Raw genomic sequence first — 14,162 nt, 5'->3', positions numbered from 1 at the left:
GCAACGGCTTAGGAGTTCACGATACATGTTGGCCTATGCCTTCCGGCGTGTGCTTTCGGCTATTCCGATCGCACTGATTGCCGTCACAGCCTGTTTCTTCATTCTGCGCCTTGCGCCCGGTGGTCCCTTCGACGGCGAGCGTGCCTTGCCCCCGACCGTGTTGGCGAACCTGCGCGCGCACTACAATCTCGACCAGCCGCTGGTCGTGCAGTATTTCCTTTATATCTGGCGCCTTTTGCATGGCGACCTTGGTCCCTCGATGGTGATCGACGGCTTCAATGTCAGCCAGCTCATTTCCATCGGCTTTCCGTTCACCCTGACCATGGCGCTCTGCGCCTTCGTGATCGCGACCGCCATCGGCATGCTCGCCGGCATGGTGGCCGCCGTTTATCAGAACAAGTGGCCGGACTATGTGCTGGTGCTCGCCGTGATGGTGGGCGTGCTGATCCCCAACTTCCTGATGGCCGCGCTGTTGCAGCTCTGGTTCGGCGTTTACCTCAAATGGGTTCCGGCCGGTGGCTGGGTCAGCGGGAGCGTCTGGCACCTCATCTTGCCGGTGACCGTTCTCGCCTGGCCGCATGCGGGGCGTATCTCGCGCCTGATGCGTGGCTCGATGATCGAAGTGCTTGGCACCAATTACGTGCGCACTGCGCGGTCAAAGGGGCTTGGTGAACGTCTGGTGCTGTCGCGCCACGCGATCAAGCCGGCGCTGCTGCCCGTCGTGTCCTATCTCGGACCGGGCCTCTCCTACCTCCTCACCGGCTCGCTGGCCGTCGAACAGATTTTCGGCCTGCCCGGTATCGGCAAATATTTCGTCACGGCCGCGCTCAACCGCGACTATGGCGTCGTTCTGGGGACGACCATCCTCTACATGTTCATTATTCTCGCGCTCAATCTGATCGTCGACCTCGTCTATGCCTGGCTCGATCCCAAGGTGAGGTACCGCTGATGGCTGGCCTGACCGGTAAAGACCAGGTCCTTACGACCTATGCCAATAAGCTTGCGACGCTCGATGCGCCGAAGGGCCGTTCGCTGACGCAGGACGCTATGCGGCGCCTCGTGCGCAACAAGATGGCCGTCATCTCGATCTTCGTCCTGGTGACGATCGTCATCCTTGCGATCATCGGGCCCTATTTCGTGCCTTGGGGCTATTCCCAGGTCGATTGGAGCAATATCCGCAAGCCGCCCAATTTCGAGGTGGGGCACTATTTCGGGACCGACCAAAACGGCCGCGATATGCTGGCGCGTGTGTTGCAGGGCACGCAAATGAGCCTGATCGTCGCGTTTGTCGCAACCTTTGTGTCGGTGACGATCGGCGTCGTCTATGGCGCGGTAGCGGGCTACTTTGGTGGCCGGGTCGACGCGGTGATGATGCGCATCGTCGATATCATGTACGCACTTCCCTACATTCTCTTCGTCATCATTCTCGTCGTGATGTTCGGGCGCAATCCAGTGCTGCTCTTTGTCGGTATCGGCGCCATCGAATGGCTGACCATGGCGCGCATCGTGCGCGGACAGACGCTCTCGATCAAGGAGAAGGAATTCGTCGAAGCGGCGCGTGCCGGTGGGGCAAAGCCCTTTACCATCATCATGCGCCACATCGTCCCGAACCTGACCGGGCCGGTGGTGATCTACGCAACCCTGACCATTCCTGAAATCATCATTGCCGAGAGCTTCCTCTCTTATCTCGGCCTTGGTGTGCAGGAGCCGCAGACCTCGCTCGGCACGCTGATTTCGGCCGGTGCGCCGGTTGCCGAAGTCATGCCCTGGATGCTGCTTGCGCCAGCGGCTGTGCTCGTCACGCTGCTCTTCTGCCTCACCTATATCGGGGACGGTCTGCGCGACGCGCTCGACCCCAAGGATCGCTGATGACCAAAGTTCTTTCCGTAGAAGACCTCGGCGTCACCTTTGCTCTGCATGAGAGCGAAGTGCGCGCGGTAAACGACCTCAACTTCTCGCTCGAAGCGGGAGAAACGCTTGCCGTGGTGGGCGAAAGCGGCTCGGGCAAGAGCCAGGCTTTCCTCTCCATCATGGGGCTCCTCGCCAAGAACGGCCGCACCAGCGGCCGGGCTATGCTGGGCGACGTCAATCTCGTCGGCATGGAAAAATCGCGCCTTGATCGCATCCGCGGCAAGGATATCGCGATGATTTTTCAGGATCCGATGACCTCGCTCAATCCGAGCCTGCGGGTCAAAACCCAGTTGGCCGAAGTGCTGGTCAAGCATCGCGGTTTCGACAAGGGCAAGGCTGAAAAGGCCGCCATCGAAATGCTCGAACGGGTCGGCATTCCCGAACCCGTCAAGCGCGCCAATGCCTATCCGCACGAGATGAGCGGCGGCATGCGCCAGCGCGTGATGATCGCCATGGCTCTCCTCTGCCAGCCGAAGATCCTGATCGCCGACGAGCCGACCACGGCGCTCGACGTGACCGTGCAGGCGCAGATGCTCGACCTGTTCAAGTCGCTGACCGAAGACTTTGGCACCTCGCTCGTGATCATCACCCATGATCTCGGCGTCGTTGCCGGCGTCGCCGATCGCATGATGGTCATGTATGGCGGGCGGGCGGTCGAAAAGGGCACGGTCGACGATCTGTTCTATGATCCGCGCCACCCCTACACCCTTGGGCTCTTGCACTCGACTCCACATATCGCCCAGCGCGCGGCGCGGCTCGACCCGATCCAGGGCCTGCCGCCGAGCCTTGAACACCTGCCCAAGGGCTGCTCGTTCAATCCGCGCTGCGCCTTCTGCTTCGACCGGTGCCTCGAGGAACGTCCGCCGCTGATGCCCACCGAAAGCGGGCGTGAGAAGGCGTGTTTCTATGAAGGCCCGCTCAAATATGGAAAGGTCGCGTAATGATCGAGACCCCAACCAATCTGATCGAGATCAGGGACCTCAAGAAGACCTTTTCAATCTCTACCGGGCTTTTCGGCCGTGCGCTGAGCCTGACGGCCCTTGAAAATATCAACTTCTCGGTCAAGAAGGGCGAAACGCTCGGGATCGTGGGCGAAAGCGGTTGCGGCAAGTCGACGCTCGGCCGCTGCATCCTGCAATTGCTCTCGCCGGACGAGGGCCAGGTGCTCTGGCTTGGCCAGGACCTGACGAAACTGCCGGCCGAAGAAATGCGCAAGCGTCGCGCTGATCTCCAGATCATTTTCCAGGATCCGCTGGCTTCGCTCAATCCGCGCATGACCGTGGGCGATATCATCGAAGATCCGCTCAAGACGCTGCGTCCGGAAATGAACAAGACCGATCGTCGCGCCAAGGTCGTCAAGACCATGGAAGCGGTCGGCCTCTTGCCCGAAATGATCAACCGCTATCCGCACGAATTTTCGGGCGGGCAGGCGCAACGTATCGGCATTGCCCGGGCGCTGATCACCGACCCGAAGCTGATCGTCTGCGACGAGCCGGTTTCCGCGCTCGACGTGTCGATCCAGGCGCAGATTCTCAATCTCTTGGCCGAGCTCAAGGACGAATTCGGGCTGACGCTGATCTTCATCTCGCACAACCTTTCGGTGGTGCGGCACGTGTCGGATCGCATCCTCGTGCTCTATCTCGGGCGGATTGTTGAGCTTGCGACCGGAGACGAGATCTATGAGGACCCAAAGCACCCCTATACACGGGCGCTGCTGACGGCGGTGCCCATCCCCGATCCGAAACTGGCGCGACAGCGCAATATCGATGCGCTCAAGGGCGAAATTCCATCGCCGATCAATCCGCCATCGGGGTGCACATTCCGCACGCGCTGCCGGTTCGCCAAGCCACAATGCGCGGAAACGCGGCCCCCGCTTGAATCGATCGAGGGCGGGCGGCTCGTCGCCTGCATTCGCTGGCGGGAGATCGAAGTCGAAGCGCCGGTTGTCGTTCCGGCATAAGAGTTTCTCAAAGTTGGAGAGTGGCGGGCACCTGGTGTCCGCCATTTTTTTTGATTTTCAACACTCTCTGGCTGTCATCCCGGCCTTAAGCCGGGATCCATCTTGAGATTTGGGGATGGGCCCCGGCTCAAGGCCGGGGTCACAAAGAGTGGGGCTGTGGGCCGTGCAAGAGCCAATCAGGTCCGGTAATTCGGTGTGCCCGGATTGAGCTGGGAAAACACGGACCCGGCGATCCCCTGCAGTTTTTCCGCCGAATAGGGGGCGGTGATGGTGCAGGTGAGGACGTCATCGGCCCAGAAGAGCGCGGTGTCGAGGCCGAGGGTGGCGACTTCGGTGCGGGGGGCGTCGGCGGCGGGGCGCGGGGTGATGTAGAGCGTCAGGCGCTCGCCATTGGTGTCTTCGTACATTAGCTGCGCGGCCTTGCCGCCGGGGACATCAGCCGCGGGGAGCAGGCGGCCGCCGAGGAAGGTGAGGCCGGATGCCGTGAGGTCGGGCATGGCGAGAGTGGTCTGGAGGCGGTTCGAAAGCCAGGAGGAGAGATGCTCTTGTTCGTCGCCACCGACTTCGACGGCGTGGCGCTTTTCCAGCACATAGACGGTATGGGCGCTGACGGCATCGGCGATAAGACGATCGGCAATGGCGGGCGTATCGGTATTGCCGCGAATGAGCCAGCCGCCGCCAAGCCCGAGGCTGAGAAGCACGACGGCAGCGGCAGCCTGGGTCCAAAACCGGCTGCGGCGCTGATCTTGGGCGCGGGCGAGACGGTTTACCGAGAGACGTGGGGGCACGGGCTCGGCGCCGGCTGGAGCGTAAAGGGTTCGGATAGCGTCGGCCTGACGCTGCAGGAGCGCGACTTCAGCTGCCGCATCCGGATTTGTGGCAAGGAACGCTTCGACTTCTGCACAGCGCGCGGGATCGAGCTGCCCATCGACATAGGCCATGAGCGTATCGCGGGTGATGTCGCTCATTTGACGGTCCTCAGATGGGGTTCGGCGGGCGCGCCAGTCAGGGTTTTCAGCGTCGCGCGGGCGCGGCCAAGGCGGCTCATCAGCGTGCCGAGGGGAATAGCGAGAATGTCGGCGGCCTCCTTATAGGCAAGGCCTTCGAGGGTCACCAGAAGCAGAGCCTCCTTTTGCTCAGGCGGCAGGGTGTCGATGGCACGGGCGAGTTCAGCAAGCGCGAGATGGCCGGGCTGGGCGGCGGGGACCGCTGGCTCGGGAATGCTCGAGAGATCAAGCGTTTCGCCGCGGCGGCGCTGACCGCGAAGGCTGTTGCGGTAGAGATTGACGAGAATGGTGAAAAGCCAGGGGCGCACTGGACCAGACGGCCGGAACAGCCGACGCCGGGAAATGGCGCGTTCGAGACAATCCTGCACGAGATCGTCGGCGCGATCGATATCCCGCGTCAGCGCGCGCGCATAGCGGCGCAGAGCGGGGACGGCGTCTTCGATCTCGTGCAGGATGTCAGCCAAAATCGGCCTCGGGATTATTCGATGGCAAGATGCCAGACGCCGCCGACGCCGTCACCCTTGGTTTCGCCGGCTGCGGTATCCTCATACCAGTAGTAGAGGGGCATAGACTTGTAGGCCCACATTTTCGTGCCGTCGGTACGGTCGACGATGGTGAAATCGCCTTCTGCCTTGGCAGACGCGTCGGCGAACAGCGGCGGCCACTTTTCGGCGCAGGTGTCGTAGCAATTGGAGACGCCGGCCGTGTCCTTGTCGAAGATGTAGAGCGTCATGCCATTGGCATCCGTCAAGACGGATTTGCCAGCGATATCAGTGGATTTGACCGCGCCGCCGACATAGTCGGTGGCAAAGGCGGGAGCGGCGACGAGGGCCAGCGCGAAGGCGCCGGCGAGAACGGAACGCAGGATCATTGGTTTTCTCCTTGCAGCAGCCACGCAATGCGGCCTGCAGGAAGACGAACACCGGTGGCGTTCGTTTAATCCCGTTTTTTTAAATTTTTGTCCCGGGGATAAAAAGCCCTGAAGATCTCGCGATCACACCCGGCGGGCCGGTATGAGGGAATGATCAAGCTTCGTCGGTGAAGCGGACGGCGCCGATGTGCGGGAGGTTGCGATTGCGTTGGGCGTAGTCGATGCCATAGCCGACGACGAAGCGATCGGGGATCTCGAAGCCGAGCCATTTGGCGTTGATTTCGGTCTCGCGGCGGCTGGGTTTCGAGAGGAGGGCGCAGACTTCCATGCGACGCGGGTGGCGCGTTTCGAGGATTTCAAGGACGTGCTTAAGTGTATGGCCCGTATCGATAATATCCTCGACGACCAACACGTCGCGATTTGCGATTTCGCCGCGCAAATCCTTTAAAATGCGGACTTCGCGGCTCGATTCCATGGCATTGCCATAGGACGAGGCTTCGATGAAATCGACCTCGACGGGCAGGTCGAGTTCGCGGACGAGGTCGGCGATGAAGATGAAAGAGCCGCGCAAAAGGCCGACGACGACGAGCTTATCGGTATCGGCAAAATGCGTGGATATCTCTTTTGCGAGGGCCTCGACGCGGGCGGCGATCGACTTGGCCGAGATCAGTTCATCGACGACATAGGGCTTTTGGGTCATGGCAGATCCGAGTCACGCGAGAGGCGGAACTGTTAGCAGACCGTTAGCTTTGAGGGTAGCCAAAGCGGGAATTGGGTGCAGTTTCGTTAGCGGCGCGGGGGGCACCAACCAATCGCAGCACCTTGTCGCAAATTCGCTGGCTGTCATCCCGGCCTTGAGCCGGGATCGATCCTAAGATCTCAAGATGGGCCCCGGCTTTCGCCGGGGTGACAATCGAGTTTTAGATTGCATCGAGATCAGATCCCCGCCCTAGACGGGCGAGGACAGATTGCACACTGCCATTCGAGCATAGCTCTCATGGCCATCTGTCTTCGCCACGCTTCTCAGCGCGGCAAATCCGTCTTGCCCATCAGATCGAAGTCGATGGCGCGGGCGGCTTGGCGGCCTTCGCGGATGGCCCAGACGACGAGGGACTGGCCGCGGCGCATATCACCGGCGGCGTAGACTTTTGGCTTCGAGGTGCGGTAGCTCATCGTGTCGGCAAAGAGATTGCCGCGCTTGTCGAGGTCGGCGCCGAGTTCGCTCAGCATGCCTTCGACGACCGGGCCCGCAAAGCCGATGGCCAGCAAAACCATGTCAGCCTTGATGATGAATTCCGAACCCGGGATCGGCTGGCGCTTGCGGTCGACGCGAGCGCATTCGACGCCCGAGACCTGACCCTTGGCATTGCCGATGATCTTCATCGTGCCGGCAGAAAATTCGCGGATGGCGCCTTCGGCCTGGGAGGACGAGGTGCGCATCTTGACCGCCCAGTTGGGCCAGTTCGTGAGCTTGTTTTCCAGCTCGGGCGGCATGGGGCGAACGTCGAGCTGAGTGACGGCGATGGCGCCCTGGCGGAAGGAGGTGCCGACGCAATCGGACGCGGTATCGCCGCCCCCGACGACGACGACATGCTTGCCGGCGGCGGTGAGCTGCATTTCGCCCGAGACGTCTTCATAGCCGACGCGGCGGTTCTGCTGGACGAGGAAGGGCATTGCATAGTGAACGCCGGCAAATTGCTGGCCTTCGACATCGACTTCGCGCGGACGTTCCGAACCGCCGCAGAGCAAGACCGCATCGTGGTCGCGCTGGAGATCGGAGAGCGGCTTGTTGACGCCGATATTGGCGCCATAGTGGAAAGTGACGCCCTCGGCTTCCATCTGCGCGGTGCGGAAGTCGATGTGTTCCTTTTCCATCTTGAAGTCGGGAATGCCATAGCGGAGGAGACCGCCGGCCTTGGGCTCGCGCTCGAAGAGGTGGACTTCGTGACCGGCGCGGGCGAGCTGCTGGGCCGCAGCGAGACCGGCGGGACCGCCGCCGACCACGGCGACCTTCTTGCCGGTCTTTTCCTTGGCGATCTGCGGCTTGACCCAGCCCGAACGGATCGCCTTATCGGCGATGGCCTGCTCGACAGTCTTGATCGCGACGGGCGCGTCTTCAAGATTGAGCGTGCAGGCTTCCTCGCAGGGCGCGGGGCAGATGCGGCCGGTGAATTCAGGGAAATTGTTGGTCGAGTGGAGGTTGCGCGCGGCCTCTTCCCAATCGCCGTTGTAAACGAGATCGTTCCAATCGGGGATCTGGTTGTGGACGGGGCAGCCGGTGTCGCCGTGACAGAACGGAATGCCGCAATCCATGCAGCGCGCCGCCTGGTCGACAATGCGGCCCTCGGTCATCGGAATGGTGAATTCGCCGAAGTGACGAATGCGGTCGGAGGCCGGCTCGTAGCGGGGCTCTTCGCGTTCGATCTCGAGAAAGCCGGTTACCTTACCCATGGCTTTTTCCCTATCTGATTTTCGGCGCTGAAAGCGCTCGTCTCAACATTTCTCGGGATCATCCCCGCTAGGGCGAGGATGATCCAGTGGGTTTGTTCGGTCGTTATTCGGCCGCCACGTGCGGGGTTGCGCCGCGCTTGCGTTCCATTTCGAGGATGGCGCGGCGGTATTCGACCGGCATCACCTTGACGAATTTGGGACGCATCTCGGCCCAGTTGTCCAAAATCATCTTGGCCTTGGTCGAACCGGTATAGTGCAGGTGGTTCGAGATCAGCTGATGGAGGCGCTCGTCGTCGTGCTTGGTCATGTCGCCAGAGATGTCGACACGGCCATGCCATTCGAGATCACCACCGTGGTGGTGGAGCTTGCGCATCAGGTCTTCTTCTTCCTGCACCGGCTCGAGATCGACCATGGCGAGGTTGCAACGCGAGCGGAAGGTTTCGTCTTCGTCGAGGACGTAGGCGACGCCACCGGACATGCCGGCCGCGAAGTTGCGACCCGTCGGGCCGATGACGACGACGAGACCGCCGGTCATATATTCGCAACCATGGTCGCCTGTGCCTTCGACAACGGCGATGGCGCCGGAATTGCGGACGGCGAAGCGTTCGCCGGCAATGCCGCGGAAGTAGGCTTCACCGGCAATGGCGCCATAGAGCACCGTGTTGCCGACGATGATCGACTTCTCGGGCGCGAAGGTCACCTTGTCGGAGGGGCGCACAACGATGCGGCCACCCGACAGACCCTTGCCGACATAGTCATTGGCGTCGCCCACCATGTCGATGGAGATGCCCTTGGCAAGGAAAGCGCCAAAAGCCTGACCGGCCGTGCCCTTGAGGGTGATCGAGATCGTGTCTTCCGGCAGGCCTTCATGGCCATACTTCTTGGCGAGAGCGCCGGAAAGCATGGCGCCAGCGGAACGGTCGCGCGAGCGGATGGGTAGCTCGAACTGGACGGCATTGCCGTGTTCGAGGGCCGGGGCCGCGTGTTCGATCAGCTTGCGATCAAGCACTTCTTCCAGATGGTGGTTCTGGAATTCGGAGTGATAGAGCGTGTCGCCGCCGAGCGGTTCGGGCTTGTGGAACACCTTGGCGAGATCGATGCCTTCGCTCTTCCACTGATCTTCGGCACGGCGCTGATCGAGCAGATCGGAGCGGCCGATCAGTTCGTTGAGCGTCTTGGCACCCATGGCGGCAAGGAGGCCGCGGAGTTCTTCGGCGATGAAGAAGAAGTAGTTGATGACGTGTTCGGGCGTGCCCTTGAAGCGCTTGCGCAGCACCGGATCCTGGGTGGCGACGCCAACCGGGCAGGTGTTGAGATGGCACTTGCGCATCATGATGCAGCCGGCCGCAATCAGCGGCGCGGTCGAGAAGCCGAATTCGTCGGCGCCGAGGAGGGCACCGATGAGCACGTCGCGACCGGTCTTCAAACCGCCATCGACCTGCAGCTTTACACGGGAACGGAGACGGTTGAGGACGAGGGTCTGATGGGTTTCGGCGAGGCCGATTTCCCATGGGCCGCCGGCATGCTTGAGCGAGGTCAGGGGCGACGCGCCCGTGCCGCCATCATAGCCGGAAATGGTGATGTGATCGGCGCGTGCCTTGGCAACGCCGGCCGCAACGGTGCCGACGCCCATTTCGGACACGAGCTTGACCGAGATATCGGCGGCTTCATTGACGTTCTTGAGATCGTAAATGAGCTGGGCAAGATCTTCGATCGAGTAGATATCGTGGTGCGGCGGGGGCGAAATGAGGCCCACGCCCGGCGTCGAGTGACGCGTCTTGGCAACGATCCAGTCGACCTTATGGCCGGGCAGCTGGCCGCCTTCGCCGGGCTTGGCGCCCTGCGCGACCTTGATCTGGATCTGATCGGCATTGACCAGATATTCGGTGGTGACGCCAAAGCGGCCGGAAGCGACCTGCTTGATGGCAGAGCGCAGCGGGTTGGAACTGCCATCGGGCAGGGGCTTGTAGCGATCGGGCTCTTCGCCGCCTTCGCCGGTGTTCGACTTGCCGCCGATCCGGTTCATGGCGATGGCGAGCGTCGTATGCGCCTCGCGGCTGATCGAGCCGAAGGACATGGCGCCGGTGACGAAGCGCTTGACGATATCGACGGCCGGCTCGACTTCATCGAGCGGTACCGCATCGCCATAGGGCTTGATGTCGAACAGGTGGCGAATGGCGAGGTAGCCGTTTTCGCCCGAGTTTACGCGTTGCGCAAAGCTGTCGTAGCGGTCTTTGGCGGTTTCCGGGCTTTCCTCAAAAGTGCGGACGGCGTGCTGGAGATCGGCAACGACATCAGGGCTCCAAGCGTGCTTTTCGCCGCGGATGCGATAGGCATATTCGCCACCGACATCGAGCGACTTCTTGAGCACGACATCGTCGCCAAAGGCTTCGGCGTGACGGCGCACGGTTTCTTCCGACACTTCGGCGAGGCCAACGCCTTCGATGGACGTCGCCGTCCCAAAGAAGAACTTCTTCACAAAATCGGAGTTGAGGCCGACCGCGTCAAAGATCTGGGCGCCGCAATAGGACTGGTAGGTCGAAATGCCCATCTTGGACATGACCTTGAGGAGGCCCTTACCGACCGACTTGATATAGCGATAGACAACTTCCTCGGCGGAGACTTCGGGCGGATATTCGCCTTCGGCGTGGAGCGCGGCGAGCGCTTCAAACGCGAGGTAGGGGTTGATCGCTTCGGCGCCATAGCCGGCGAGCATGGCGAAGTGGTGCATTTCGCGGGCTTCGCCGGTTTCGACGACGAGGCCGGACGAGGTGCGCAGACCCTTGCGGATCAGGTGGTGATGCACGGCAGCGGTCGCCAGCAACGCTGGTATCGCGATGCGGTCGGCAGCGACCAGACGGTCAGACAGAATAATAATGTTGTATTCGCCGCGCACGGCTTCTTCGGCGACGGCGCAGAGGTCTTCGAGCGCCTTTTCCATGCCTTCAGCGCCCTGGGAGGCGTGATAGGTAATGTCGAGGGTGCGCGTCTTGAACTGGTTGTCCTGCATGTCACCGATGCCGCGGATCTTTTCGAGATCCTCGTTGGTGAGAATGGGCTGGCGGACTTCGAGGCGCTTTTGCTTACTGACGCCTTCGAGATCGAAAATGTTCGGGCGCGGGCCGATGAAGGAGACAAGGCTCATCACCGATTCCTCGCGGATCGGATCGATGGGCGGGTTGGTCACCTGCGCGAAGTTCTGCTTGAAATAAGTATAGAGGAGCTTGGACTTGTTCGACAGCGCCGAGATCGGCGTGTCCGTGCCCATCGAGCCGACGGCTTCCTGACCGGTGGTGGCCATGGGCGCCATCAGAAGCTTGATGTCTTCCTGGGTGTAGCCAAACGCCTGCATACGATCGAGCAGCGACTCTGAGGTCGTCGGGGCCTTGGGCTCGGTTTCGGGCAGGTCTTCAAGGACGATTTGGCTACGGGCGAGCCATTCGGCATAGGGGTTCTTGGTGGCCAAGACCTTCTTGATCTCGTCGTCGGAGATGATGCGGCCTTCTTCAAGGTCGATCAGCAGCATGCGGCCGGGCTGGAGGCGCCAACGTTCGACAATGTCTTCATCGGGAATATCGAGCACGCCGGATTCGGAGGCGAGAACGACGTGGCCTTCCTTGGTCACGAGATAGCGCGCTGGGCGGAGGCCGTTGCGGTCGAGGGTCGCGACGACATAGCGGCCGTCCGAGAGGGACATGGCGGCGGGGCCGTCCCATGGCTCCATCAGGGCGGCGTGATATTCGTAAAAGGCGCGGCGCGTTTCATCCATCAGCGGATTGCCGGCCCAGGCTTCGGGGATCAGCATCATGGCTGCGTGGGGCAGCGAATAGCCGCCGCGCACGAGGAATTCGAGCGCGTTATCGAAGCAGGCGGTGTCCGACTGACCTTCGTAGGAGATCGGCCAGATCTTTGTGATGTCATCGCCGAAGAGGGGCGAAGAGACCGACGCCTGGCGCGCGGCCATCCAGTTGACGTTGCCACGGATGGTGTTGATTTCACCATTGTGGGTGGTCATGCGGTAGGGGTGCGCGAGCTTCCAGCTTGGGAAGGTGTTGGTCGAGAAGCGCTGGTGGACGAGGGCGATGGCGCTCTCAAAACTTTCGTCGGACAGGTCGGGATAGAAGGCGCCGAGCTGATAGGCGAGGAACATGCCCTTGTATACGAGCGTGCGCGCCGACATCGAGACGACATAGAAGCCGTTGTCGCTGTCGCTCTCGGGCACAGTCTTATAGACGGTGTTGGAAATGACCTTTCGCACGATGAGGAGCTTGCGCTCGAACTCGTCGATCGTGAGGCCATCGGGGCGGGAGATGACCATCTGCTCGATGATCGGCTGGGTGGCGATGACGCCTTCGGAGAGCTTTGAATTGTCGAAGGGGACGACGCGCTCGCCGAGAAGTTCGAGGCCTTCGGCATCGAGGCAGGCGCGGACGGCGGCGGCGCAGCGATCGCGCAAAGCGACGATGTTGGGATAAAAGATCATGGCCACGGCGTAGTGGCCCTTTTCCGGCAGGGCAAAGGGCAGCACCTTCTGGAAGAAGGCGTGCGGGGTCTGCACCAGAATGCCGGCGCCATCGCCCATCAATGGGTCTGCGCCCACGGCGCCGCGGTGTTCGAGGTTCTCGAGAATTTCGAGACCCTTTTCGACCACTTCGTGGCTGGGCTTGTTCTTGATATTGGCGATCATGCCTATGCCGCAGGCATCGTGCTCGTTGGCGGGATCATAGAGACCCTGAGCCTGAGGACGACCATCAACGCGCTTGCCATCAAGGATCAGGGTTTTGCGAGTATTGGCTTTCGCGGTGACCGGAAGAGAAAATCCGTTCGTCTCGTGTGCCATATCGTGTTCCTCGCTATCTGATCGTGCCTGTTGCCAGGCTTGGTTCGCTATGTCGTATGCATCCTGATGGTGCCGGTGCCGGCCCGCTGGATGCAGTCTTGTTCCTCAGTGGGCACGCTTTTCGACCGGGTCGTACTTTTCGTACGGCTCAGCGAACAAAGTCGCGTCCATGCGTGGGGAGCGGCGCTGCATCCAAATGGCCGCTCATAATTCGAGCTATCTTAGCTCCGCCTATTCGTTTCCGCTATCCTGTAACGGGCCAGCCGAACCAGCGTGCGCACTTGGCCGCGGAGAGCGGGGTGCGCGTCAGATAGGACAGAAGCACTGCCCTAACGCCTTCACATTTGCATAATTCCAAACTGCGAGCAAGCGCTTTTGCCAGATTTGAGACACAAATAATAGGACTTTGCTGGCGAAAGAATAGGAAAGCGTAGGGGAACCACGCCAGAAAACGCAAAAAGCGCGCTGGTCGGCGCGCTTTTTATGGTTAATGGCGAGTAAATCCTATTCGAGATGGGATTTGATGAACCACAGGTCCTTGTCGAGCTCGCGCGAGAAATTGGTGAGAATATCGGCCGTGTCGGCATCGCCGGCTTCGTCGGTGGTGTCGATATCTTCGCGGACCTGGTTGGCGAGGGCAGCATAGCGCTCGGCGAGGGCGGCGAGGTGATCGGCAACCTTGCGGATATCGGTGGGATAGGCTTCGAGGCTCGTGGCCTTGGCGACAACTTGGCTGGTGCCAAGCGCAATGCCGTCGAGCTGGGCGACGCGTTCGGCGATGATGTCGACGTGATTGTCGATTGCCGCGCGCATGGGATCGAGCATTTCATGGACGCCGATGAAATTGGGGCCCTTCAAATTCCAGTGGGCTTGCTTGGTGATCAGGGCGAGGTCGATGGCGTCGGCGAGGCGGGCGTTGAGCACGTCGATGACGGCGGCCTTGGCATTGGATTTGAGGGTGATCGAGGGAGTCTTCATCGGGAATGGTCCTGACGCTGGTTTTGAAACTGAGGGCTCTTGAGCCGTGTGCATCTTCAACTGGCCAGACTGGTGACTCGTTCCTCGCACCCAAGACAGGGCTGACAAACAAAAAGCGCGGCCCTTGGGGGACCGCGCCTTCTT

The 14,162-nt window shown here is 61.2% G+C and carries 11 protein-coding genes; 4 read left to right on the top strand and 7 right to left on the bottom strand.

The genetic code is table 11. The annotated features are described in order from the left end of the window. The first annotated feature begins 25 nt into the window (after nt 1–25). From ASG47_RS13030 to ASG47_RS13015, 4 genes are read left to right on the top strand one after another with little or no spacing between them, the layout of a single operon-like run. Nucleotides 26–949: an ABC transporter permease gene (locus ASG47_RS13030; RefSeq protein ID WP_061909644.1), complete on the top strand. Its 924-nt coding sequence runs from the start codon at nt 26–28 to the stop codon at nt 947–949. Next, nucleotides 949–1,869 (top strand): ABC transporter permease, encoded by a 921-nt coding sequence (locus tag ASG47_RS13025; protein WP_061909643.1) that lies wholly within the window; start codon nt 949–951, stop codon nt 1,867–1,869. The genes ASG47_RS13030 and ASG47_RS13025 overlap by 1 nt, the downstream gene beginning before the upstream one ends. After that, nucleotides 1,869–2,852 carry an ABC transporter ATP-binding protein gene (locus ASG47_RS13020; RefSeq protein ID WP_061909642.1) on the top strand — a complete coding sequence of 328 codons (984 nt, stop codon included), beginning with the start codon at nt 1,869–1,871 and terminating at the stop codon, nt 2,850–2,852. The genes ASG47_RS13025 and ASG47_RS13020 overlap by 1 nt, the downstream gene beginning before the upstream one ends. After that, complete coding sequence (locus ASG47_RS13015) at nt 2,852–3,871, top strand: ABC transporter ATP-binding protein (RefSeq protein ID WP_061909640.1); 1,020 nt, start codon at nt 2,852–2,854, stop codon at nt 3,869–3,871. The genes ASG47_RS13020 and ASG47_RS13015 overlap by 1 nt, the downstream gene beginning before the upstream one ends. 176 nt (nt 3,872–4,047) lie before the next feature. Here the strand turns inward: ASG47_RS13015 and ASG47_RS13010 are convergent, their stop codons facing one another. The 7 genes from ASG47_RS13010 to dps form a co-directional block, all read right to left on the bottom strand. Then, complete coding sequence (locus ASG47_RS13010) at nt 4,048–4,839, bottom strand: anti-sigma factor family protein (RefSeq protein ID WP_061909638.1); 792 nt, start codon at nt 4,837–4,839, stop codon at nt 4,048–4,050. Continuing rightward, the gene (locus ASG47_RS13005) at nt 4,836–5,342 is read right to left on the bottom strand and encodes a sigma-70 family RNA polymerase sigma factor (protein ID WP_061909636.1); all 507 of its coding nucleotides are present in this window, start codon (nt 5,340–5,342) and stop codon (nt 4,836–4,838) included. Before ASG47_RS13005 ends, ASG47_RS13010 begins: the two co-directional genes overlap by 4 nt. Before the next feature lie 14 nt (nt 5,343–5,356). Further along, nucleotides 5,357–5,749, bottom strand: coding sequence for a hypothetical protein (locus ASG47_RS13000; protein ID WP_156351796.1), 393 nt, complete (start codon nt 5,747–5,749; stop codon nt 5,357–5,359). Between the two features lie 154 nt (nt 5,750–5,903). Further along, nucleotides 5,904–6,449, bottom strand: a complete 546-nt coding sequence (gene hpt / locus ASG47_RS12995; protein WP_061909634.1) for a hypoxanthine phosphoribosyltransferase — start codon at nt 6,447–6,449, stop codon at nt 5,904–5,906. Nucleotides 6,450–6,772: 323 nt separating this feature from the next. After that, the gene (locus ASG47_RS12990) at nt 6,773–8,200 is read right to left on the bottom strand and encodes a glutamate synthase subunit beta (RefSeq protein ID WP_061909632.1); all 1,428 of its coding nucleotides are present in this window, start codon (nt 8,198–8,200) and stop codon (nt 6,773–6,775) included. 103 nt (nt 8,201–8,303) lie between these two features. Beyond that, nucleotides 8,304–13,040, bottom strand: coding sequence for a glutamate synthase large subunit (gene gltB, locus ASG47_RS12985; RefSeq protein ID WP_061909630.1), 4,737 nt, complete (start codon nt 13,038–13,040; stop codon nt 8,304–8,306). A 504-nt stretch (nt 13,041–13,544) separates the two neighbouring features. After that, entirely contained in the window at nt 13,545–14,018 is a 474-nt protein-coding gene (dps, locus tag ASG47_RS12980; RefSeq protein ID WP_046144029.1) for a DNA starvation/stationary phase protection protein Dps, read from the bottom strand. Nucleotides 14,019–14,162: the final 144 nt, after the last annotated feature.

Origin of the sequence: Devosia sp. Leaf420 (assembly GCF_001425445.1) — a bacterium.
Classification (GTDB): Bacteria; Pseudomonadota; Alphaproteobacteria; order Rhizobiales; family Devosiaceae; genus Devosia.
This window is presented reverse-complemented; position numbering and strand designations above follow the sequence as displayed.